20 protein-coding genes and 1 tRNA gene are annotated in these 21919 nt (G+C 71.8%); 12 read left to right on the top strand and 9 right to left on the bottom strand.

Going from position 1 to position 21919, the window contains the following annotated elements; all coding sequences use genetic code 11:
- Nucleotides 1–798, bottom strand: a complete 798-nt coding sequence (locus tag Pma05_RS23380) for an FHA domain-containing protein (protein WP_203859604.1) — start codon at nucleotides 796–798, stop codon at nucleotides 1–3.
- 275 nt (nucleotides 799–1073) lie between these two features.
- On the opposite strand from Pma05_RS23380, the gene Pma05_RS23375 reads away from it, so the two are divergent.
- From Pma05_RS23375 to Pma05_RS23345, 7 genes are all read left to right on the top strand, one after another.
- Nucleotides 1074–1156 (top strand) — tRNA-Leu (locus Pma05_RS23375).
- 112 nt (nucleotides 1157–1268) lie between these two features.
- Entirely contained in the window at nucleotides 1269–2339 is a 1071-nt protein-coding gene (locus Pma05_RS23370; protein ID WP_203859603.1) for an NAD-dependent epimerase/dehydratase family protein, read from the top strand.
- Nucleotides 2340–2464: 125 nt separating this feature from the next.
- Nucleotides 2465–3271, top strand: coding sequence for a WecB/TagA/CpsF family glycosyltransferase (locus Pma05_RS23365; protein WP_203859602.1), 807 nt, complete (start codon nucleotides 2465–2467; stop codon nucleotides 3269–3271).
- A 115-nt stretch (nucleotides 3272–3386) separates the two neighbouring features.
- Nucleotides 3387–4241 carry an ABC transporter ATP-binding protein gene (locus tag Pma05_RS23360; RefSeq protein ID WP_239312927.1) on the top strand — a complete coding sequence of 285 codons (855 nt, stop codon included), beginning with the start codon at nucleotides 3387–3389 and terminating at the stop codon, nucleotides 4239–4241.
- Nucleotides 4235–6727, top strand: a complete 2493-nt coding sequence (locus Pma05_RS23355) for an FtsX-like permease family protein (RefSeq protein ID WP_203859600.1) — start codon at nucleotides 4235–4237, stop codon at nucleotides 6725–6727. Before Pma05_RS23360 ends, Pma05_RS23355 begins: the two co-directional genes overlap by 7 nt.
- A 122-nt stretch (nucleotides 6728–6849) precedes the next feature.
- Nucleotides 6850–8244: a hypothetical protein gene (locus Pma05_RS23350; RefSeq protein WP_203859599.1), complete on the top strand. Its 1395-nt coding sequence runs from the start codon at nucleotides 6850–6852 to the stop codon at nucleotides 8242–8244.
- A gap of 76 nt (nucleotides 8245–8320) precedes the next feature.
- Nucleotides 8321–9100, top strand: coding sequence for a 3-ketoacyl-ACP reductase (locus Pma05_RS23345; protein WP_203859598.1), 780 nt, complete (start codon nucleotides 8321–8323; stop codon nucleotides 9098–9100).
- 69 nt (nucleotides 9101–9169) lie between these two features.
- On the opposite strand, the gene Pma05_RS23340 is transcribed toward Pma05_RS23345, so the two are convergent.
- Entirely contained in the window at nucleotides 9170–11038 is a 1869-nt protein-coding gene (locus Pma05_RS23340) for a S8 family peptidase (RefSeq protein WP_203859597.1), read from the bottom strand.
- A gap of 245 nt (nucleotides 11039–11283) precedes the next feature.
- Between Pma05_RS23340 and Pma05_RS23335 the strand changes: the two genes are divergently transcribed.
- Complete coding sequence (locus tag Pma05_RS23335) at nucleotides 11284–11883, top strand: hypothetical protein (RefSeq protein ID WP_203859596.1); 600 nt, start codon at nucleotides 11284–11286, stop codon at nucleotides 11881–11883.
- Here Pma05_RS23335 and Pma05_RS23330 read toward each other — a convergent pair.
- The 3 genes from Pma05_RS23330 to Pma05_RS23320 all read right to left on the bottom strand — a co-directional run bounded on the left by Pma05_RS23330 (nucleotide 11851) and on the right by Pma05_RS23320 (nucleotide 13733).
- Nucleotides 11851–12291, bottom strand: a complete 441-nt coding sequence (locus Pma05_RS23330; RefSeq protein WP_203859595.1) for a hypothetical protein — start codon at nucleotides 12289–12291, stop codon at nucleotides 11851–11853. The genes Pma05_RS23335 and Pma05_RS23330 overlap by 33 nt on opposite strands.
- Nucleotides 12292–12660: 369 nt before the next feature.
- Nucleotides 12661–12888 (bottom strand): DUF397 domain-containing protein, encoded by a 228-nt coding sequence (locus Pma05_RS23325; protein WP_372441539.1) that lies wholly within the window; start codon nucleotides 12886–12888, stop codon nucleotides 12661–12663.
- Complete coding sequence (locus Pma05_RS23320) at nucleotides 12852–13733, bottom strand: helix-turn-helix domain-containing protein (protein WP_203859594.1); 882 nt, start codon at nucleotides 13731–13733, stop codon at nucleotides 12852–12854. Before Pma05_RS23320 ends, Pma05_RS23325 begins: the two co-directional genes overlap by 37 nt.
- 579 nt (nucleotides 13734–14312) lie before the next feature.
- On the opposite strand from Pma05_RS23320, the gene Pma05_RS23315 reads away from it, so the two are divergent.
- Nucleotides 14313–14615: a hypothetical protein gene (locus tag Pma05_RS23315; protein ID WP_239312925.1), complete on the top strand. Its 303-nt coding sequence runs from the start codon at nucleotides 14313–14315 to the stop codon at nucleotides 14613–14615.
- A 161-nt stretch (nucleotides 14616–14776) separates the two neighbouring features.
- A complete protein-coding gene (locus Pma05_RS23310; protein WP_203859593.1) occupies nucleotides 14777–15316 on the top strand; it encodes a hypothetical protein in 540 nt (179 codons plus the stop codon).
- A 154-nt stretch (nucleotides 15317–15470) separates the two neighbouring features.
- Here Pma05_RS23310 and Pma05_RS23305 read toward each other — a convergent pair whose 3' ends face one another.
- Entirely contained in the window at nucleotides 15471–16337 is an 867-nt protein-coding gene (locus Pma05_RS23305) for a Stk1 family PASTA domain-containing Ser/Thr kinase (RefSeq protein WP_203859592.1), read from the bottom strand.
- A gap of 170 nt (nucleotides 16338–16507) precedes the next feature.
- The gene (locus tag Pma05_RS23300; RefSeq protein WP_203859591.1) at nucleotides 16508–17182 is read right to left on the bottom strand and encodes a PASTA domain-containing protein; all 675 of its coding nucleotides are present in this window, start codon (nucleotides 17180–17182) and stop codon (nucleotides 16508–16510) included.
- Nucleotides 17183–17370: 188 nt separating this feature from the next.
- On the opposite strand from Pma05_RS23300, the gene Pma05_RS23295 reads away from it, so the two are divergent.
- Nucleotides 17371–18774, top strand: a complete 1404-nt coding sequence (locus Pma05_RS23295; RefSeq protein WP_203859590.1) for a hypothetical protein — start codon at nucleotides 17371–17373, stop codon at nucleotides 18772–18774.
- Nucleotides 18775–18841: 67 nt separating this feature from the next.
- Here Pma05_RS23295 and Pma05_RS23290 read toward each other — a convergent pair whose 3' ends face one another.
- Both Pma05_RS23290 and Pma05_RS23285 read right to left on the bottom strand, forming a co-directional pair.
- Nucleotides 18842–20320 carry a glutamate-cysteine ligase family protein gene (locus tag Pma05_RS23290; RefSeq protein ID WP_203859589.1) on the bottom strand — a complete coding sequence of 493 codons (1479 nt, stop codon included), beginning with the start codon at nucleotides 20318–20320 and terminating at the stop codon, nucleotides 18842–18844.
- A 278-nt stretch (nucleotides 20321–20598) separates the two neighbouring features.
- A complete protein-coding gene (locus Pma05_RS23285; protein WP_203859588.1) occupies nucleotides 20599–21183 on the bottom strand; it encodes a YceI family protein in 585 nt (194 codons plus the stop codon).
- Nucleotides 21184–21332: 149 nt separating this feature from the next.
- On the opposite strand from Pma05_RS23285, the gene Pma05_RS23280 reads away from it, so the two are divergent.
- Nucleotides 21333–21782 (top strand): MarR family winged helix-turn-helix transcriptional regulator, encoded by a 450-nt coding sequence (locus Pma05_RS23280; RefSeq protein ID WP_372441542.1) that lies wholly within the window; start codon nucleotides 21333–21335, stop codon nucleotides 21780–21782.
- The last annotated feature ends 137 nt before the right edge of the window (nucleotides 21783–21919 follow it).

Here is a 21919-nt window from a genome sequence, read left to right as displayed (position 1 = left end):
TTAGCCGTCCACGCGGAAGGTCAGGGTGGTGGTGCCGAGCTGGATCATGTCGCCCGGGTTGAGCGCCACGGCGGAGACCCGCTGCCCGTTGACCATGGTGCCGTTGGTCGACCCGAGGTCGGTCAGCACCACCTGGGCACCGTCGAAGTCGAGCCGGGCGTGCCGGCGGGAGATGCCGACGTCCGGCAGCCGCAGGTTCGCCTGGTCACCCCGGCCGATCACGGTCGAGCCCATCTGCAAGGGATAGGTGCGACCGTCACCGGAGACGAGCCGGATGTTGCGACCACCGGCGCCGTGTCCCGGCGGCGGGCCGTAGCCGCCACCCTGGTCGTACGGCGGGTAGCCGCCCGGCTGGCCCTGCTGGTCGTACGGCGAGGAGTGCACCGGAGCCACGTCGCCGCCCGTGTAGACCTCGGCGGTGACCCGGAACATGCCCGTGTCGAGGCCGTCCCCGCGCTCGATCTCGACGATGACGTCGCCGTAGACCGTCCACGCCTGCTCGCCGATGAACTCCGCCTGCGACTGGGCCAGCTCCTGGGCCAGCGCGGCGGCGTACGGCGCCAGCCGACTGTGGTCGTACGGCGAGAGATCGATCACGTAGCGGTTGGGTACCAGAGTGCGCCCACCGGCGAGGATCGCCTTGTGCGCCTCTGCCTCCCGCTGCATCGCGTTGAGGATCTCGACGGGGTGCACGACCCCTTTGAACACCTTTGCGAAGGCCCCCTCGACCAGGCCCTCCAGACGCTTCTCAAAGCGTTGCAGCACGCTCACCGGCTCCTCCTCGGGTTCCGAGGACATGATGGTATCCGGCCGCCGCACGTGCGGCTCGCACGCCGCTCGGCCGCCTGCTACCGGCCTCTCCTCAGCGGCCGGGTTTGGTCGTGCTACTCTTCCATCCGCTGCGAGCGGGAACGCCCACAGCGGCAGTAGGGACAGCGTAGTATGTCCCGGCACATGCCGAAGAGCGGGCTCCGGACACAATTGTTATTGTCCTGTGGCGCGCTCGGGGATGAGTCGGGTTGTCCCGGGTCTCTCGTCGAGAGGGCACGGGCGACGCGGGTCACGCCTCGCAAGGGGAAGTGGCGGAATGGCAGACGCGCACGGTTCAGGTCCGTGTGCCCGAAAGGGCGTGGGGGTTCAACTCCCCCCTTCCCCACCGCTTCGAGGGGCTCCGTGGTGACACGGGGCCCCTCGTTCATATCGGGGCAAAGGCGCCACCGCGCTATGCTCCGGTGGTTTCCGACCCGAGGGCGAACCAGGAGTGACGTGTGACAGTCGCGTTGGTGACCGGATCCGGCGGCCTGATCGGATCCGAGGCGGTCCGGCACTTCGCCGGGCTCGGCCTGGACGTGGTCGGAATCGACAACGACATGCGTCGGCGGTTCTTCGGCGCGGAGGCGTCCACCGCGTGGAACGTACTGCGGCTCACCAGCGACCTCGGTGACGCGTACACGCATCACGACGTGGACATCCGCGACCGGGACGCGCTGGCGGAGATCTTCCGGCGGTATGGCCGCGACATCGGCGTGGTGATCCACACCGCCGCGCAGCCCTCGCACGACTGGGCCCTGCGCGACCCGTTCACCGACTTCGACGTGAACGCGGGCGGCACGCTCAACGTCCTCCAGAACGTCCGCGAGCACTGCATCGACGCGCCGGTCATCCACTGCTCCACCAACAAGGTCTACGGCGACCGGCCGAACAGCCTCCCCCTGGTCGAGCGGGAGACCCGCTGGGAGCTCTCGGCGGACCACCCCTACTTCGACGGCATCAAGGAGGACATGTCGATCGACGGCTCGCTGCACTCGGTCTTCGGCGCCTCCAAGGTCGCCGCCGACGTGATGGTGCAGGAATACGGCCGCTACTTCGGCATGAGGACCGCCTGCTTCCGGGGCGGCACGCTGACCGGTCCGGCGCACTCCGCCACCGAGCTGCACGGGTTCCTGGGATACCTGATGCGCTGCAACATGGAGCGCCGGACATACAAGATCTTCGGGTACAAGGGCAAGATGGTCCGGGACGCGATCCACAGTCACGACGTGGTCGCCGCCTTCGAGGCGTTCTTCCGGGAGCCCCGCTCGGCGGCGGTCTACAACCTCGGCGGCGGGCGGCACTCGAACTGCTCGCACCTGGAGGCGTTCGCGCTCGCCGAGCAGATCACCGGGCAGGAAATGACCACGGAATACCACGAGGCCAACCGGGTCGGCGACCACCAGTGGTGGATCGGCTCCAACGCCGCCTTCCAGCGCGACTACCCGCACTGGAAGCAGGTCTACGACGTGCCGATGATCCTCCAGGAGATCCACGCCGCCAACGTCGACAAGTGGGTGCCGCAGTGAACCTTTTCAACCTCCCCTGGCGGCCCGTCGTGGCCGCGGGTGGAAGTCGGGGCGCAGGCGCCGCGCGGTCCAGGTTGAAAAAGGTTCGGCCGTGAGGGCGGCGACCAGCGAGGCAGGGGGAAACTGTGATCTCGCGGGGTAAGCGGAACGTGCTCGGCGTACTGGTCGACGCGGTCGACTACGAGGCCGCGACCGAGCATGTGGTGGCCGCCGGGCGGGAGCGTCGACCGATGGCGCTGACCGCGCTGGCCGTGCACGGGGTGATGACCGGGGTGCTCGATCCGGCGCACAACGCCCGGCTCAACGCCTTCGACATGGTCACCCCGGACGGGCAGCCCGTCCGGTGGGCGCTCAACCTGTTGCACCGCGCCGCCCTGGCCGAACGGGTCTACGGCCCCGACCTGACGCTGAGCGTGCTGGCCAGGTTCGCCGACGAGGGAATGCCGGTCTACCTCTACGGCTCCACCGACGACACCCTCGCCCGGCTGATCCCGGAGTTGGAACGGATGTTCCCGGCCCTCAAGATCGCCGGGGTGGAGTCGTCGAAGTTCCGGCCGGCCCGCCTGGGCGAGGACGCCGAGATCGCCGACCGGATCCGCGCCTCCGGGGCCCGGCTCGTACTGGTCGGGCTCGGCTGCCCCCGGCAGGAGGTCTTCGCGTACGCGATGCGACCGCTGCTCGACATGCCGCTGATGGCGGTCGGGGCGGCCTTCGACTACCACGCCGGCCTGCTCCGCAAGCCACCACCGTGGATGCAGCGGGTCGGCCTGGAGTGGCTGTGGCGGTTCGGCCTGGAGCCGAAGCGGCTCTTCCACCGCTACATGGTGCTCAACCCGGCGTACGTGGCCCGGCTGACCGCGCAGCGGCTCGGCATCTGGAAGGCGACCCCGCCGGCACCGGCGAGCGATCGCCCGGCCACCTTCGCGGTCTGACCGGCCCGTCCGTTCCCGGGTAGGGCTGCCCCTACCCGGGAGAGGCCGGTCGCCGGGAGTGTTTCGGGCTGCCCGGTCCGATTGACTCGCTGCCATGGATGCGGTGCGAGCTGTCATGGATGCGGTGCGACTGGCGGAGGTCAGCAGACGGTACGGCTCGGGCGACGGCGCGGTCACCGCGCTGGATCGGGTCACCCTCGGCTTCGAGAACGGCACGTTCACGGCGGTGATGGGCCCGTCGGGTTCCGGCAAGAGCACGCTGTTGCAGTGTGCGGCCGGCCTGGACCGGCCGACCGCCGGCACCGTCACCGTCGGCGACGTCGACCTCGGCGGGCTCTCCGAGACGAAGCTGACGCTGCTGCGCCGGGACACCATCGGCTTCGTCTTCCAGTCCTTCAACCTGCTCTCCGCGCTCACCGCCGAACAGAACGTGGCCCTGCCGCTGCGGCTGGCCGGGCGCCGGCCGCGTCGGGGCGACGTCCGGGCCGCACTGGCCGCGGTGGGGCTGGCCGGGCGGGCCCGGCACCGGCCGGCTCAGCTCTCCGGCGGTCAGCAGCAGCGGGTGGCGATCGCCCGCGCGCTGATCACCCGGCCCCGGGTGCTCTTCGCCGACGAGCCGACCGGCGCGCTGGACTCGACGGCCGGCCGCGAGGTGCTGCGGCTGCTGCGCGGGCAGGTGGACCGGGCCGGGCAGACGATCGTGATGGTCACCCACGATCCGGTGGCCGCCGCGTACGCCGACCGGGTGGTCTTCCTCGCCGACGGTCGGGTGGTGGACGAACTGCGGCAACCGACCGCACCGGCGGTGGCGGAGCGGATGACCGCGCTGGAACCGGCCGCACCCGAGGCCGCCGCCCCGGAGCCGGCGCCGCTCGGACCGGTCCGCCTCGGACCGAATCACCTCGTGCCGAACGGCGTCGGAGCGGATCGCCGAGGAGCGGTCGGGGTGGAGCGGGTGGCGCCGTGCTGACGCTCGCCGGCCAGACGTTCCGGAGTCGCTGGACCGCGTTCGTCGGTACCTTCGTCGCGCTCTGTCTCGGCGTCTGCCTGCTGGCCACCACCGGGCTGACCCTGGCGGCCAGCGTCACCGGCACGGATCGGGCCCCGCAGTGGTACCGGAACGCCGACGTGGTGGTGGCCGGGCCGAAGTCGGTCAGCGTCACCACGGGTACCGGCGACGAGCGGTACACCTCGACCACCGGTACCGCGTACTCGCGGCCGGTGCCGGCGGAGTTGGCGGCCCGGCTCGGCACGGTGCCGGGGGTCGCCTCGGCGGTACCCGACCGTCAGGTGCCGGTCGGCCTGGCCGGTACCGCCGGAATCGCCCGGCCGTGGTCGGGTGCGGCGCTCGGTGGGTACGCCCCGCTGGTGGGCCGGCCGCCCACGGTGGACGACGAGGTGGTGCTGACCGAGCCGGGCGGGCACCGGCCGGGGGACCGGATCCCGGTGCAGACCCCGGACGGGCCACGGACGTTCACCGTCAGCGGGGTGCTGACGCCGGTCTCCGGCACCGCCGACGAGGATGGGTCCGCCGTCGTCTTCGTCACCGACCGGGCCGCCGCCGCGCTGGCCGGCGACCGGATCACCGCCGTGGCGCTCCGGGCCGGCGACGGGGTCTCCGCCGGTACGCTGGCCGGGCGGGTCCGCGCCGCCGCCCCCGGGTTCCGGGTGCTCACCGGCGACGACCGGCGGGCCGCCGAGCCCGACCCGGACGGCGACGAGCTGGCCATCGCGGCGTCGCTGCTGGGTACCACCGCCGGGGTGGCCACCTTCGTGTCGGTCTTCGTGGTCGCCGGTACCTTCTCGTTCGCGGTCGCCCAGCGCCGGCGCGAGTTCGCGCTGCTGCGTACGTCCGGGGCGACGCCCCGGCAGATCCGCCGGCTGGTACTCGGCGAGGCGGTACTCGTCGGCGTGCTGGCCGGGCTGGCCGGCAGCGCACTCAGCCTGGTCACCGCGCCGCCGTACGCGCACTGGCTGGCCCGGTCCGGCTTCGCACCGGAGGACTTCACGGCCCGGTTCATCCTCTGGCCACTGCTCGCCGCCTCCGGGGTCGGGCTGCTGGTGGCACTGCTCGGCGCCGGAGTCGCCGCCCGGCGGGCGGCCCGGGTACGCCCGATCGAGGCGCTGCGCGAGGCGTCGGTCGACACCCGGGTGATGGGCTGGGGACGCTGGCTGTTCGGGCTGCTCTTCCTCGGTGGCGCCGTGCTGCTGCTCACCGCGCTGCCGAACATCGGGGTCTCGGACGGCCTGGCGATGGTCATGCTGGTCGCCCAGTTGGGGCTGGCCGCCGCCGGGCTGCTCGCGCCGGTGCTGATCCGGCTGCTCGTGCCGCTGCTCGGCGCTCCGTTGCGGGGGCAGACCGGCACGATCGCCCGGTCGAGCGCGATGAGCGCGCTGCGCCGCACCTCCGCCACCGCCGCGCCGATCCTGGTCACCGTCGGCATCGCGGCCACCACACTGTCGCTGACCGCGACGCTCTGGGAGGCCGAGCAGCGCTCCGCCCGGGAGCGGGTCACCGCCAGCGCCGTGGCGACCGCGAACAGCCCGGTCGGGCTGGCCGAGCCGACCGTCGCGGCGCTCGGCCGGGTCGCCGGGGTGCGCGCCGCCGTGCCGAGCCGGCAGACCGAGGTGTACGTGCACAGCGACGACTACGCCGAGGGGTACTCCGCCCGGTACGTCGGGGCGGGGCTGGACCGGGTGCTGCGGCTGCCGACCGTGGCCGGTTCGGTCGACGGGTTGACCGGTACGGACACCGTGGCGGTGAGCCGGTCGATGGGCTGGCAGCTCGGCGAGCGGGTCCAGGTGTGGCTCGCCGACACCACCGAGGTACGGCTGCGGGTGGTGGCCGTACTCGCCGACTCGATCGACCTGGACCGGACCCTGCTGCTCCCCTGGGAGCTGGGCCGGGCGCACCAGCCCGGTGGCGGCGCCGACGTCGTCTACCTGGACGGCGGCGATCCGGCGGCGCTCGACGCGGCGGCCGTTGCCGGTGGCGGTCAGGTGCTGCCGACCGCCGAGCACCAGGTGGTGGGGGACGCGGTGCAGTACGAGCGGAACCGGGTGGCGCTGCTGGCGGTACTCGGGATGGCGCTGCTCTACACCGCCATCGCCATCGCGAACACGCTGGTGATGGCGACCAACGACCGGCGCCGGGAGCTGGCGGTGCTGCGGTTGACCGGGGCGACTCCCGGGCAGGTGCTGCGGATGATCGGCCTGGAGGCGGTGCTGGTCGGGCTGGCCGGTACGACGCTGGCCGCGCTGGTGGCCGCGGCGATGCTGGCCGGGTTGCAGGCCCGGTTGGCCGAGTTGGTGGCGCAGCCGCAGGTCAGCGTGCCGTGGTTGCCGATCACGCTGATCGCGGCCGGCTGTCTGCTCGCCGCCGTGCTGTCCAGTCTGGTGCCAGCGGTGCTGGCGCTGCGTACCCCGGCCGCCCAGCTCGCCGGGGTGCGGGAGTAGCCGACCTGGTCCGGGGCGTCCGGCGTCGGCCGGCGGGCGCCCCGGGACCGGTCCGGTCCGCACGACTGCCCTCTGTCAGATGCCCTCTGTCGGAGGGGATAGCGCTTTCCTATGCTGGGCCGATGATGAGGATCGACCACGGCCTGACCCCGTCCGCGCTGCGACCCAAGCTCGACCGACTCTGGGAGGTTTCCGCCCAGAAGATCGACTCGATCGAGAAGACCTGCCCGCCCGGCGCCGCCTCGCCGGTCTTCACCGTCGACGGGCAGTACACCGCGCGGGGCTGGACCGAGTGGACCCAGGGCTTCCAGTACGGTGCCGCGCTGCTCCAGTTCGACGCCACCGACGAGCGGCGGTTCCTCGACTCCGGGCGGGAGCAGACCGTGGCGGTGATGGCCAGCCACGTCAGCCACATCGGGGTACACGACCACGGGTTCAACAACGTCAGCACGTACGGGAACCTGTGGCGGCTGATGAACGAGGGGCGGATCCCGGCCGACCGGGCCGAGCGGGACTTCTACGAGTTGGCGCTCAAGCTGACCGGTGCGGTGCAGGCGGCCCGCTGGAAGACCACGGCGGACGGCACCGGCTACGTCTACTCGTTCAACGGGCCGCAGTCGCTCTTCGTCGACACCATCCGGTCCTGCCGGGCGCTCGCCGTGTCGCACCTGCTCGGGCACGTGCTGATGGGCGAGCGGGACGAACGGATCTCGCTGCTGCGCCGGCTGGTCGAGCACGCCGGCAACACCGCCCGGTGGAACGTCTACTACGGCGAGGGCCGGGACAGCTACGACATCCCCGGGCGGACCGCGCACGAGTCGATCTTCAACGTGAACGACGGCAGCTACCGCTGCCCCAGCACCCAGCAGGGGTACTCGCCGTTCAGCACCTGGACCCGTGGGCTGGCCTGGGCCATGCTCGGCTTCCCGGAGCAGTTGGAGTTCCTCGCCGTCCTCTCCGACGACGAACTGACCCCGTACGGCGGCCGGGCCGAGATCGAGGCGACACTGCTCCGGGCCGCCACCGCCACCTGCGACTTCTACCTCGCGCACACCCCCACCGACGGCGTGCCGTACTGGGACACCGGTGCGCCCGGGCTGGTGCGGCTCGGCGACTACCTGGACCGGCCGGCCGACCCGTACAACGCGCACGAGCCGGTGGACTCCTCGGCTGCGGCGATCGGGGCGCAGGGGCTGCTCCGGCTGGGCCGCTATCTGGACCGGGCCGGCCGGACCGAGCAGGGCCGGAAATACTGGCAGGCCGGGCTGACCGTCGCCGACACGCTCTTCGGCGAGCCGTACCTGAGCATCGACGTCCGGCACCAGGGTCTGCTGCTGCACTCGGTCTACCACCGGCCGAATGGCTGGGACCACGTACCGGCCGGGCAGCGGGTGCCGAACGGCGAGTCGAGCATGTGGGGCGACTACCACGCCCGGGAACTGGCCCTCTATCTCCAGCGCGTCGCCCGGGACGAGCCGTACTACACCTTCTTCGGCCCGTCGGCGGTGACCGCATGAGCGAGCGGAGCGAGCGAATCAGCCAGCTCAGTGCCAATGAGCCTCATGACGCCCCGGAGCGCAGCGGAGGGGCGGCATGAGCGGCCGTCCGGTGGCGGTGGTGACCGGTGGGTCGCGCGGGATCGGTCGGGGCGTGGTGCTGGCGCTGGCCGGCGCCGGGTACGACGTGGTGGTCAACTACGCCAGCAACGCCGACGCGGCGGCGGAGGTCGGCAAGGAGGTCGAGGCGCGGGGCGGCCGGGCGCACCTGGTCCGGGCCGACGTGTCCCGGGCCGACGACCGGCGGCACCTGGTCGACGAGACGACGGCGGCGTTCGGCCGGATCGACCTGCTGGTCAGCAACGCCGGGGTGGCACCGAGCGTCCGGGCGGACCTGCTGGAGGCCGGCGAGGAGTCCTTCGACCGGCTGGTCGACATCAACCTCAAGGGGCCGTACTTCCTGATCCAGCTCGTCGCCAACACGATGGTCGCGCAGCAGGCCGCCGGGCGGGTCGAACGGCCGAAGATCGTGGTGATCTCGTCGATCAGCGCCTACACGGCCAGCGTCAACCGGGGCGACTACTGCGTCACCAAGGCCGGGCTGGCGATGACCGCCCAGCTCTACGCCGCCCGGCTCGCCGAGCACGGGATCAACGTCTACGAAATCCGGCCCGGCATCGTCGAGACCGACATGACCGGCCCGGTCAAGGCCCGGTACGACGATCTGATCTTCAACCAGGGCCTGACCCCGATCCGGCGCTGGGGGCAGCCGGACGACGTCGGCCGGGCCGTCGTGGCGGTCGCCACCGACCTGCTGCCGTTCAGCACCGGTCAGGTGATCGACGTGGACGGCGGCTTCCACCTGCGTACCCTCTAGTTCACCGAGACGACGAAGCGGGCCCCTTCCCGGGTGGGGAAGGGGCCCGCTCGCTGCGGCGTCAGCGCACTACAGGGTCAGGGTCCAGGCGTTGATGTAGCCGGTGTCCCCGGAGTAGACGTCCCGCACCTGCAACCGCCAGAGACCGTTGCCGGGCTCCGAGGAGAGGTTGACGGTGTACGTCGCGTTCACGTTGTCGGCACTGTCGAAGATGCTGCTGTTCTTCAGCCGGTAGGCGCTGCCGTCCGGAGCGATCAGGTCGATGACCAGGTCACCCCGGTAGGTGTGCACGATGTCCACGGCCACCGTGGACGTGTTGGAGGCGTTCCGGTTGCAGCCGGAGAGGGTGATCCCGCTGACCACGTTGACGTTGGTGTCCGGGATGGCCACGTCGGTCGTGTTGCTGCCCGTGCAGCCGGTGCTGGTACCGGTCACCGTCAGCGTGTAGGGGGTGGAGCGGGTGGCCGACGCCCCGGTGCCGGTGATGGTCAACGGGTACGTCCCGGGCGTGGTGCTGCCGGTGGTGGCGATGGTCAGCGCGGACGAGCCGCCCGAGGTGACCGTGGCCGGGCTGAACGTGGCGGTGGCGCCGCTCGGCAGGCCGCTCGCCGAGAGCGTCACCGACTGCGCCGCACCGGCCGTGGTGGCGGTGCTGACGGTGGCCGACACCGAGCCGCCCGGCGTCGTCGACCCGGCGCCCGGCGAGACCGAGACCGAGAAGTCGTTGACCGGGGTGTCGTTGACCACGTAGAGCAGCCGGTTCGGGGTACCGGTGCCGGGGTTGGTCACCACGTTGGGGGTGGAGTTGTTGACCAGGTAGTCGCGGACCTGCTGCGGCGACCAGGTCGGGTTGGCGGAGAGCACGAGCGCCGCCGCGCCGGCCACATGCGGCGAGGCCATCGAGGTACCACTGATGGTGTTGGTGGCGGTGTCGCTGGTGGACCAGGCGGAGGTGATGCCGACGCCCGGCGCCAGGATGTCGACGCAGGTGCCGAAGTTGGAGAAGCTCGCCGCCGCGTCGTTGTTCTGGGTCGCGCCGACCGTGATGGCGTTTGGCACCCGGGCCGGGGAGTAGTTGCAGGCGTCCTGCCGCACGCCCAGCGAGTTCCCGTTGCCGGCCGCCACCACATAGGTGATGCCGGCGTTGATGGAGTTGTTGACCGCGGTGTCGATCGCGCTGTCCGCGCCGCCGCCGAGGCTCATGTTGGCCACCGCCGGGCGTACCGCGTTCGCGGTGACCCAGTCCATCCCGGCGACCACCTGGGCGGTGGTGCCGCTGCCGGAGCAGTTCAGCACCCGTACGCCGTAGACCCGTGGGCCCTTCGCGACCCCGTACGACGTGCCGGCGACCGTGCCGGCGACGTGCGTGCCGTGCCCGTGGCAGTCGTCGGCGGTACCGCCGTCGATCGCGTCGAACCCGCTCACCGCCCGGCCACCGAAGTCGCTGTGGCTGAACCGGATACCGGTGTCGATGACGTACGCGTTCACGTTCGACGCCGTGTTCGGGTAGGTGTACGAGCTGTTCAGCGGCAGGTTCCGCTGGTCGATCCGATCGAGGCCCCAGGACGGGGGGTTCGGCTGGGTGCCGGTGACCTGGAACGTCTGGTTCTGCTGGACGTACGCCACGCTCGGGTCGGCGGCGATCCGCCGCGCGGCCTGCCCGGACACGCTGACCTCGAAGCCCCGCAACGCGGCGCTGTAGGTGCGGCCCACCTTGCCGCCGTGCTTGCCGATCAGGCCCCGGGCCGTCGTCGACACGTTGGCCCGGGCGACCGAGGTGTCCTTGAACACCACGATGTAGCTGTCGGCGACGGCGTTCGGGCTGCCGACGCCCCGGACAGGTGCTTCCGGTGGAGCCGCGGCGGCCGGCAGGGCGGCAGCGGCGATCATGGCCAGAGTGGACACTCCGACGACAACGGACCTACGAGGGAGACTCATCTCCCCTCCTCCCCTCCGATCGGTACACGACCACCCGTCCCGTTGAGTGACGGGTCAGTACGACCGATCGAGCTGACACTAGTCAGAACCTTTGCGAAACAGTAGATCCCGAACGTTCTATCTCTATGGAAAGATGACTGTCTCTGCGTTGGGCCGCCGGCACGCACCCCTACGGGTGCATTCTCCGGGAATCGGTGGGGGCGGGCCCGGATTCGCCCGGCCGGAAATCGGGCAAGGCTGTTGGCATGGACACCGACCTCGCCATCCTGCTCGCGATCGCCACCGTCTGGCTCGCGGCCGGTCTCGTCGTCGAGGGGTTGCCGCGGCTACCGGCCGCGCGACCGCTGCGTCAGCGTACCGGAGTGCTGCTCGCGCTGGTCGGGTCCGGCCTGGCCGGGCTGGCCGGGGTACTGCTGGCCGGTCTGGTCGAGGCGGAGCCGACGCTCGCCGACCGGACCGCGGTCGGGCTCGCGCTGCCGGCGGTGCCCGCGGCGGTCGTCGCGGCGGTGACCGTACGCCGGCTACGGCAGCTCTGGATCGGTGCCGGCGCCTTCGCCTCGGCGCCGGAGACCCCGGCCCCGCCCGCGCTGCGCGCCGCCGCCGCTCATCCGATGATCGCGTTGCCGGTGCAGGTGACCGGCCTGGTCATGCTGCCGGCGCTGGTCACCGCCACCGGTCTGGTGCCGCTGACCAGTCCGGGCATGATCGGGGTGGTGCTCACCGCGGCGGTACTCGTCGTCGGCACCATCGGGGTACGGCACGCGCTGCGGCACAGCCGGCTGGTGGAGCGGGCGATCACCGTACGGTCGCGCTCATCGCGTACGGCTGGCGTCCTGCACGTATAGCAGTTCGAGGATCGCCCGGGCGGCCTCGAACCAGCGGTCGAGCCAGAGCGAGCCGGGGACACTGCCCTTCGGCGGCAGCTCCAGCAGCAGTCCACGCAACAGTGGATGGTCGACGAGCGGCTCGGTCGGCACGTCCGGCCAGCCGGCCGGCGGGAAGACCGGCTCGGTCAGTCCACCCATGTCCAGCGACGGGAGCGTCGGCGTACGCTCCGGCGGACTCGCCGACGTCAGGCCGGCACCCAGCTCGGCGACCCGCTCCGCCGGTACGCCCTCAGACGGCCCGAGGTCGGTGTCGACCGGCACGTCCTCCACGGTGGTGCTGGTGTCCCGGCGGGCGCCCCGGTACTTGCCGCCGAACCGTTCCGGCTTGGCCGAACCGTTGCCCAGATTCTCCGACCCGATCGTCATCCGTCTCGCCTGCCTCGCTCGGTTTGCGAACCCCCTGCGGCGGTCGGTCATGCCGACTCCCGCCGTCTGGTACAACGACCCGGCCGGTCCCTGGCGACGGCTCACCGGTTCCGCCGACCGCTCACGGGTCACGGGTCCCTGCTCACCGGCCACCCGGTCACGGGTCGCCGGTTCGGCGCAGTGCACCGGGCCGGGAACGCAGCCAGCGCGGCCATCCGGACAGCTTCGGCGCTGACCGGGTGACCGCGCTGGGTTGAACCCTCTTCACCCTGAACGACGCGGCGCGTACGCCCCGACTTTCACCTGCGGCCACGTGCGGACCGCAAGGGGAGTTGAAAGAGGTTGGTTGGTCGCCGGTTCTCGTGACCGTCAGGTCAGGTCGAATTCGCCGTCCCTGGCACCGCCGACGAACGCGTCCCACTCGTCGGGCGTGAAGATCAGGGCAGGCCCGGTCGGGTTCTTGGAGTCGCGTACCGCGATCGCGCCGCCCGCGAAGGCCACCTCGACGCAGTTGTCACAATTGGGTCCGCTACGCGAACTCTTGTGCCAGGCTGCCCCGCTCAGGTCGACGCGGTACCCCTTTGTCTCCACTTCCACAATGGCTCCTCTGCCAACTTCGAAATCAGCGCGACGGACTCCTCCGGGCGTAGGGCTGCCGCGCGGATATGATCGAAGATAAATATGTACTTCTGTAGTTCATCCCGCTTCTCCAGAAAAAGCCCACCCGTGGCGTTTTCGGCGTACACCACGTCCGGATCGCCCGGTTCGGGGAAGCCGAGGATGGTGAAAGTGCCGTCCATGCCGGCGTGTGCACCGGCGTCGAACGGCAGGACCTGGAGCGTGACGTTCGGTAGGTCAGCGGCCTCTACCAGCCGCTCCAACTGGGCCCGCATGACCGCGTCGCCGCCCACCGGCCGGCTGATCACCGCCTCATCGAGCACCACCCACAGATCGATCGGATCGTCCGGGTCAAGTAACGACTGACGGCCCAACCGGACACGCACCCGCTGGTCGACTTCCTCGGCGACCCAGTCCGGCCGGGCGGACCGGATCATCGCCTGGGCGTACTCCTCGGTCTGCAACAGCCCCGGCACGGTCTGCTGCTCGTACGCCCGGATCGAGGCGGCAGCCGCCTCCATCCCGACGTACGCCCCGGCGAGCACCGGGCTGTACGGATGCCACCAGCCCTTCTGTCGGGCCTCTCGGGCGATCTGGATCAGCTCGTCGCACTCGGCGCCCGTCACGCCGTAGATGCCGAGCATGTCCCGGACGTCCCGGACGGTGGCCGTGGTGTGGCCGGTCTCGATCCGGGACACCTTGGACGCGGAACATTCCAGCAACTCGGCGACGGCCTCGATCGTGACTCCGGCCTTCTCCCGGCGCTGGCGCAGCTCGGCTCCGAGCCGGCGGCGGCGGATGGTCGGGCTCCGGCGCTCGGTCACCGGGTCACCTCCGGACGATCAATTAGGGAGTCGGATTGCCGCCGCGCCTTCGACCGCCAACCGGCGGGGGATCATTCGCGGCGGATGGAGCGATGACCCTGTCGGCCGCAGGGGCCGAAACCGGGTCCAGTCTGCCGGTTCGACGCGCGGCGCATCAAGCGCCGTACAGACCACTATCGCCATCCCGGAGCAAAGGGCAAACTGCAACTTGCATTGATCATGTTCTTGATGCACCCTGTCCGTATGGCTCGGGCTACGCAGCGTTCCCCTCTGGTCAGGCGACGCAATGCTCCCCCATTCTCGCCTGACCGTGGGGACGGTCGTGCCGGCGGTACGGCGAGAAGCCCCGCTCCGGGGTAAGAGCCCCCGCCGCTGTATGCCAGGGCCGCTACGGCGGCTGGCGCGTCCCGGAGTCGACAGGTGTTGGCCGGGGCGATGTGATGGCAACGACGCATCGCCCCGGCCGACGCCCCACTCCGACCGGCCCCTGGTGTGACCTCAACCGCTCAGGACCATCCACCAGACCCCCGCCCGCCACTCCCGCCGGACCCGACCGGCGCCAGTCGGACAGGAGCTGATGTGCCCCTTCCCCGTTCCGGTGATGTGCTCCACGTGACCCGCGCGGCGAGCGTCCAGTTCGCCGAGCCGATCTACTTCCGGGTGATCCGGGTGCACGACTGGCAGACCTACCACGGCTGGGTCTGGCTCGACGGCTACGAACTCAACCCGAGCGGCGACGCGGTCGAGCGACGGTCGATATTCGTGCAGGTCAACGGGCTACGTCAGCTCCAGACCAACGCCGGGCGGCACAACTACCCGCAGGCCCGGCGGCCCGTCCGGACCAACTCCAGCACGCTCGCCGCGCGGGTCCGGGTCGGCTGAGCCGCATCTCCGCCGAACGCCGGGCGGCGCCCCGGTCACCGCCCTAGACTGGGCGTACCACCCCACGGGTTGACCAACCCGCACGTCGTCGAGGGCCCCTCACCTGGGAGCCGCCGATGGCCGTTGAGACCTCCGACCGACACCGGACGACGTGTCGGAGCATGCGGGTCAGCGTGTTGCTGATCCTGATCACCGTCGGCCTGCCCGGCTGCGCGAGCGGCACCGGCATCAGCCGCCCGGCGTCCGTACGACACCCGGCCGCCAGCCCGACGCCGCCGGCCGAGGCGGGGCGTCCCGAACCCGACCGGGGGCCCGCCGTCCCCGCCGACCCCTCCGGGCACGGCGGGGCGGCCACCTCGGCAGCCCCCGCCGACACCGAGCGGGGCTGGCTGGGCCGCCGCACCGGGCCGTGGCACCGGTTGCCGGCGCAGAGCGCCCGGGAGACACCGGACGCCGTCGGCACCGCCGACCAGGCCACCGATCCGGCCACCGGACCGGACGACAACCAGGATGCCTACCCGGCTCCGGCCGGTCGGGACCGAGAACCGGACGGTGCCGAGGAACAGCGGGCCGGGCCACCACTGTCCACCGACGGACCGCCGCCGGGCTATCAGCGTTCACTGGCGTACTCCGGCCTGCTCGGCCTGGTCATCTCGGCCGTCGGGCTGGTCATGGTGGGTACCAGACGCCGCTACTGGTGACCGGTCCGGACCCGTCTCCGGGCCGGCGACCGTGCCACCTCTCGCACGCCGCCCGACCGGACCGCTCGGGCCCGCCTCGCCTAGCTCATGCCCGCCTCGCCCAGATCGTTCCTGGGTCGTCCGGTCCTGCCGGGGCTGTGGCGGTGCCGAGGGCTCAGCCGTCCGGCGTGGGTTGGGTCGGGCCGGTGGGACCGGGTGCCGTGCTCGGCGGCGGGGTCGGCGGCTCGGCGACCACGAGGACGACCTCGCCACCCGGCTCGACCTCGGTACCGGTCGATGGCTCCGTGTCCAGCACGGTCCCCGGCGGCCGGCCGGAGGTCCGCGGCACGATCCGGGGCACCAGCCCCAGCCGCTCCAGCTCCGCCACCGCCTCCTGCTGGGACAGTCCGACGAGCGGAGGCAGCAGTACCGGTGCGCCGGTCGTGACGCTCGGGGTGGCGCTCGGCGTCGTCGCGGCGCTGGTCGGCGGGGCGGTGGTGGGCGTGGTGGGCGCCGCCGAGGTGGTCACCACCGGGGACGGCGAGCTGGGTACGTCGCGTCGGGCCGAGTCGACGATCGCCCAGCCGGCGACCACCAGGACGCCGAGCAGGATCACCGCCACCGTCCCGAGCAGGATCGGCATCCACCAGCGCCGGTCGTCCGGCTCGGCGCCGTAACTCCAGTCCGGCTGCGGCGGGCGGGGCGGATCCGCGCCCCGGGGCGGCACTCCGGCCCGGCCGGACCAGGCCGGCTCGCGGGGCGGGATCGGCGCGGTGGCGTCCGCCGTACCGGGCTGCTGGGCGGTCTCAGCGACCCGGGTGGCATCGTCCGGACCGGGCTGCCGGACAGTCTCACCACGCCGGGTGGCGTCTGCGGCGCCGGGCTGTTGAGCGGTCTCGCCGAGCCGGGTGGCGTCGTCCGGGCCGGCACCGGTGTCGGTGGGCGGCGCGCTCGGGCTCTCGTCCTCCGGCCGGCCGTCGGGTACGCCCCGGTCTCCGTCCACACCCCGGTCGTCCGGAGGCTGCCGCGGATCGTCGGCCATGCCACGTCCTCTCGCCATCGGACCAGGCGAACCGCGTCAAACCTATCCGGCCGGACGTGCTGCCGACCATCGTCGCGAGTCCGGGCGTGTCTGCCCGTTCGACGCTGGGTAGCCGGGTTACGGCGTCGGCGTTCCGCCCGAGGCGGGACCGTCGGAGCAGTAGAGCCGGGCTACGGCGTCGGCGTTGCGCCGGAGACGGGACCGTCGGAGCAGTAGAGCCGGACCCGGTCGTTCCAGCGCAGCACCGTACCGCCGGGCGGCTCCTGGTCGCGTACCTCGCCCCGCTCACCGGTCGGATAGTTGGGATAGAGGCCGTCGTCGACCAGTCGCCGTGCGGCCTGCTTGCACGACTCGCCGGCAAGTGCCGGTACCACCACCTCCGGTGCCGCGCCCACCACGGTGACCCGTACGGTGATGCCCCGCTTCACCGCGGTGCCACCCCTCGGGTTGGTACTGGCGACACTCGGGTCGTCACCCGCGCTGCCGAAGACGAACTGCACCCCGAGGCCGAGCCCGCGCAACTCCTCCCGGGCTCGCTGGAAGTCCTTGCCGACCAGGTCGGGCAGGATCATCTGGCCGATCGGCGGCGGGGTGCTGCTCGGCCGGCGGCTGGGGGTCCGGCTCGGCGTACTCCGGGGCGACTGCTCCGTCGCCTCCACCGTCGGGGTGGTACGCCCGGCGTCGAAGGGCGGCTCCGGGTCGCCGCCGCCGGCCAGCAGGTAGCCGCCGAGGGCACCGACGACGGCGCAGATGACCAGCCCGACCGCCGCGCCCGCGAACAGACCCGTCCGGTTCGAGGGATCGCCGTCCAGGTCCGGGTGCCTCGCCACAGCCTCATCCGTCATGCCGACCCTGCCTCACCATCCGGCGTACGAAAGCCACGCCGTTGTTCCGACCCGCCCGGTGGAAGTGTGTTGCCCGACAGCATCGGTGGCCCGGCCCTCGGAGCGCAACCGGCCACGGTTCGTGTCGGTGCGACTGCCCCCGGTTCGCGGCTCGCCCCCAGCGCCGGATGGACGCTACGCTGCCCCGCATGGCCGCACGAGGCTGGGGAGGATCCGTCGCGACGGCGGTCGGCGTTGCCGCCGGCGCCGGCGCCGCTCAACTGGGCTTCGGCTACGGGCTCGGCATCATCGCCTGGCTGCCGTCGGCCGGCGGCACGAGCGAGGCGGCCTGGGTCGCCAGCCTCACCTGGGCCGCCTGGATAGCCGCCACCTCGACCGTCGCCGGTGCGGTCTGCGCGCACCGGCTCGGCGGAGGTGGCCGACGTTCCGCCGGCCGCGCCGGGGATCCGCCGCCGACCCTGGCCACCTTCCTGTGGCGGGCCGCGCTCGCCGTCTCCAGTGCGATCGGCGCGTTGGTCACCGTGGTGCTGGTCGCCGTACCCGCCCGGGCGGCGGTACGGGCCGACACCTCCGCGCCACAGACCGTCGCGGCCGGCTACGCCATCCTCGGCATCCTGCTCGGGCTGGTGGCGGCGCTCTGGGCGATCTCGTCACCGGCGGTCGCCAGCAACGTGCTCGGTACGGTCTGCTGGCTCTGGGCACTCGCGGTGATCGCGGTCGTCGACGGCGTACTCTCCGGGCGCGGGCTCTCCGCCGCCCAGCTCGGGGTCTGGCAGTTGACCTCCGACGGCGAACGCTTCTGGTTCCGCGAATACTTCTACTGGCCCGGTGCCGCGCTGTCGCTCGGTTCGGCGCTGCTGATCGGTGCGCTCGCCGCCCGCTCGGCGGCCCGCCGGCCGGCGGCCCGGGTCGGTGCCGCCATCTCCGGCATCAGCGGGCCGTTGCTGGTGGCGATCGCCTACTTCCTCGCCGCACCCCGGCTGGTGGGCATCCGTCCCGAGCAGGTGTCGGCGCACCTGATGGCACCGTACGCGGTGGTCGCCGGTCTCGCCGGGTCCGCGCTGGTGGCGGCGCTGGCACAGCGATCGGAGACGATGGCCCGACGGGCGGAATCCGTCGACTCCCCCGCCGTGCCGCTCCCGCCCGGGACCGGGACGGACGCACCACCGGCCGCCGGCGGCAGCCCGGCGACCCCACCGCCCGGCACGGGCACCCGGTCGGGGAAGGCCGACCGGAAGGCCCGGCCGATCGACGCCCCCGTCCCGTCCACCGACCCTGGGCAGGAAACCGACCGCAGCGGCGATCCTGGGAGCGGTCCGTCGGGCGGTGCCGGCCGATCCGCGCGGCTGCCGGGTCAGCCCGGCCGCAAGGCGCGGCGCGGCGCCGACCAGGCCGACACCTCCGGGGTACCGTCGACCGCCGCCGCCCCCGCCCAGCGCCAGGACTCCGGGTCCGACGGCGTACCCGCGCCGGTCGGCGCCAAGCCGGAGGGTGCCACCGACGGGGCGACCGGGCCGGAGGAGTCCGCCGAGCCGGTCGCCGGGGGCGGTCTGAAGGGCAGGCTGGGCCGGTTGGGTCGCCGCTCCCGCTGACGGTGGCCGCTCTGTGGTCGCCGTGCTCGTCGAGGTCGTCAAGCGGGTGGTACGCCGACACGCGGAGTCAGTCGACCGGCCAGGTGTGCACGGGCTGGGCGGTCCGCTGGAGTTCGCCGTACCGGCGCAGCATGTGGTGCAGGGCCTGGGACCGGTCCATCCCTCGACCACGTTCGGCGGACTGCACCGCCTCGACCTGCCACACCGCCCCGTTGCGGCCGGTACGGCAGCGCTGCTCGATGATGCCGAGCAGCCGGTCCCGGTGGTCGGCACCGACCCCGAACCGGTCCAGCCCGGCCGCCGCCCTCGGCAGCAGTACGTCGAGTACCAGCTCGGTCACCTTCACCTCACCGAGCCGGGGCCAGGCGACGTGGGCGTCGATTCCGCGCCGGGAAGCCGAGTGGAAGTTCTCCTCGGCCGCGCTGAACGTCAGTTGACTCCAGATCGGCCGTTCGCCCTCGGCCAGGTCACGGGCCAGCCCGAAGTAGAAGGCGGCGTTGGCCAGCATGTCGAGCACGGTCGGCCCGGCCGGGAGTACCCGGTTCTCCACCCGCAGGTGCGGGCGGCCGTTCATGATGTCGTAGACCGGCCGGTTCCACCGGTAGACGGTGCCGTTGTGCAGCCGCAGTTCGGGTAGGCGGGGAATGCCGCCGTTGTGCAGCACCTCGACCGGGTCCTCGTCGTCGCAGATCGGCAGCAGCGGCGGGAAGTATCGGACGTTCTCCTCGAAGAGGTCGAAGATCGAGGTGATCCACCGCTCGCCGAACCAGACCCGGGGGCGTACCCCCTGGGCCTTGAGTTCGTCCGGCCGGGTGTCGGTGGCCTGCTCGAAGAGGGCGACCCGGGTCTCGGCCCAGAGCTGCCGGCCGTGCAGGAACGGCGAGTTGGCGCCGAGCGCGACCTGGACTCCGGCGATCGCCTGCGAGGCGTTCCAGTAGTCGGCGAAGCTGTCCGGCGCGACCTGGAGGTGGAACTGGAGACTGGTGCAGGCGGCCTCGGAGACGATCGAGTCGGTGTGGGTCTGCAACCGCTCGACGCCCCGGATGTCCAGTTCGATGTCCTCGCCCCGGGCGGCGACGATCTGGTCGTTGAGCACCTGGTAGCGCTCGTTGCTGGAGAGGTTGTCCCGGACCAGGTGCCGGGGGGTGAGGGTGGGCAGGATGCCGATCAGGATGATGTTGGCGTCGGACTTGACCGCCAACTCCTCCGCCCGGCCGAGGCTGGCCCGCAGGTCCTGCTCGTAGTCGGCGAAGCCGGCTCCCTCGATCAGCCGGGGCCGGGCGTTGAGTTCCAGGTTGAACTGGCCCAGCTCGGTCTGGAAGCTCGGGTCGGCGAGATTGTCCAGCACCTCCGCGTTGCGCATCGCCGGCTCGGCGTTCGCGTCCACCAGGTTCAGTTCGATCTCCAGGCCGGTGGTCGGCCGGTCGGCGTCGAAGCCGAAGTCGTCCAGCATGAGCGCGAAGACGTCCAGACAGCGGCGTACCTTCTGGCGGTATCGGATCCGGTCCTCCCGGGTGAAGGGGACCTCCGACACGTCCTGGCCCATCAACCCTCCCGCCGCGAGGCGCTGTCTGCGCAGTTCCGCAGGGCCGTGTCCAGCGGAAGCGCGTCCGGATCATTACCGTAGGAGCGCCGCGCACACATGGCCACAGCCACGGCGCCCGCCGGCCCAGGGTGAGCGAACGGCAGCGCTGCGTCCACCATCGCACACGATCGAGCTGCTCTCTCCACCGGGCGGATTACCCAATGAGGCGCCCCGGTCACCATCTGATCGGCGACCGGGGCATCCTCGTCTCGACCCGACCCGCGGTCGGGCGGCGGAAGTCAGCCCTGGCGGATGGCCTCGCCCTCGATCTCAATCTTGATCTTCTTGCCGACCAGTACGCCGCCGGTCTCCAGCGCGACGTTCCAGGTCAGCCCGAACTCCTCGCGGTCGATCTCGGTGGTCGCGGTGAAGCCGAAGATGTCCTGGCCGAACGGGCTGCGGCCGGCGCCCTCGAACTCGACCTCCAGGTCGACCTGCTTGGTGACGTCCTTGATCGTGAGGTCACCGGTGAGCACGAACTCGTTGCCGCTGTGCGACTTGACCCCGGTGCTGCGGAACTCCAGGGTCGGGTACTTCTCCGACTCCAGGAAGTCACCGCTGCGCAGGTGGTTGTCCCGGTCGGTCTGGCCGGTGTCGATGCTGCCGGCCTGGATGGTCGCGGTCACCGCGGACTCCAGCGGGTTCTCGGAGACGGTGACCGTCGCCTCCGCCTCGCGGAACTGGCCGCGGACCTTGCTCACCATCATGTGCCGGGCCACGAACCCGACGCGCTTGTGCGCCTGGTCGAGCAGGTAGGTGCCGGCGGTGGGGATCGTCAGCCCTTCCCACGTACGGGTGGTGGCGGGCTCGGCGCTGCTGGTCATGGTATGCCTTCCCAGGAATAGGTTGTATAGCCGATGACTGACGGAGCAACTATAGTCGTAGCAATATTCCCTGTGTCAACGACTGCTACGATGGCGGCGTGACCAAGAACCTCTACGACGACGCCCGGATCACGGCCGTGGGGCTGGTGATGGAGGTGTACGCCGGGCTCGCCGCCAGATTTGCCGCCCAGTTCGAGGAGCACGGGCTGTCGACGGTGGAGTTCGAGGTCCTGATGCGGCTGGCCCGCTCGCCCGAGCACCAACTCCGGATGACCGATCTCGCGGCGCAGACCTCGCTCTCCACCAGCGGCGTGACCCGGGTCGTCGACCGGATGGAGCGGGACGGCCTGCTCGGCCGCCGCGCCTGCCCCTCGGACCGGCGCAGCGCGTACGCGGTGGTGACGGAGTCCGGCATGGCACGGCTCGACGAGACGCTCCCCGGCCACATCCAGCTCATCCAGGACTGGTTCATCGGTCAACTCGAACCGGCCGACCTGGCGAGCCTGCTCGACTCGCTGCGGATCGTCCGGGACGCGGTCCATCCCGGGGCCACCGCCGGCAGCACCGGCGCCGCCGCCGGGGCGAACACTGCCTGTTGAACTCCGGGCACGGAGTGCCGACAATCGCCACGGATCCTGCTTATCACCCCGGAGGGGACGACGGATACCTCCAGGGACCACCGGCAGAAAGACCGGCAGAAGTCACGCACGTATCGCCAGTTCATCCATTAATCGGA

This window comes from Plantactinospora mayteni, assembly GCF_016862935.1.
GTDB classification, from domain to species: Bacteria; Actinomycetota; Actinomycetes; order Mycobacteriales; family Micromonosporaceae; genus Plantactinospora; species Plantactinospora mayteni.
This window is presented reverse-complemented; position numbering and strand designations above follow the sequence as displayed.

Coding starts and splice junctions, on each gene's coding strand:
- Pma05_RS23380 (WP_203859604.1), bottom strand. CDS start 798: ATGTCCTCGGAACCCGAGGAGGAGCCGGTGAGCGTGCTGCAACGCTTT.
- Pma05_RS23360 (WP_239312927.1), top strand. CDS start 3,387: ATGGATGCGGTGCGACTGGCGGAGGTCAGCAGACGGTACGGCTCGGGC.
- Pma05_RS23350 (WP_203859599.1), top strand. CDS start 6,850: ATGATGAGGATCGACCACGGCCTGACCCCGTCCGCGCTGCGACCCAAG.
- Pma05_RS23345 (WP_203859598.1), top strand. CDS start 8,321: ATGAGCGGCCGTCCGGTGGCGGTGGTGACCGGTGGGTCGCGCGGGATC.
- Pma05_RS23340 (WP_203859597.1), bottom strand. CDS start 11,038: ATGAGTCTCCCTCGTAGGTCCGTTGTCGTCGGAGTGTCCACTCTGGCC.
- Pma05_RS23335 (WP_203859596.1), top strand. CDS start 11,284: ATGGACACCGACCTCGCCATCCTGCTCGCGATCGCCACCGTCTGGCTC.
- Pma05_RS23330 (WP_203859595.1), bottom strand. CDS start 12,291: ATGACGATCGGGTCGGAGAATCTGGGCAACGGTTCGGCCAAGCCGGAA.
- Pma05_RS23310 (WP_203859593.1), top strand. CDS start 14,777: ATGCGGGTCAGCGTGTTGCTGATCCTGATCACCGTCGGCCTGCCCGGC.
- Pma05_RS23305 (WP_203859592.1), bottom strand. CDS start 16,337: ATGGCCGACGATCCGCGGCAGCCTCCGGACGACCGGGGTGTGGACGGA.
- Pma05_RS23300 (WP_203859591.1), bottom strand. CDS start 17,182: ATGACGGATGAGGCTGTGGCGAGGCACCCGGACCTGGACGGCGATCCC.
- Pma05_RS23295 (WP_203859590.1), top strand. CDS start 17,371: ATGGCCGCACGAGGCTGGGGAGGATCCGTCGCGACGGCGGTCGGCGTT.
- Pma05_RS23290 (WP_203859589.1), bottom strand. CDS start 20,320: ATGGGCCAGGACGTGTCGGAGGTCCCCTTCACCCGGGAGGACCGGATC.
- Pma05_RS23285 (WP_203859588.1), bottom strand. CDS start 21,183: ATGACCAGCAGCGCCGAGCCCGCCACCACCCGTACGTGGGAAGGGCTG.
- Pma05_RS23280 (WP_372441542.1), top strand. CDS start 21,333: ATGGAGGTGTACGCCGGGCTCGCCGCCAGATTTGCCGCCCAGTTCGAG.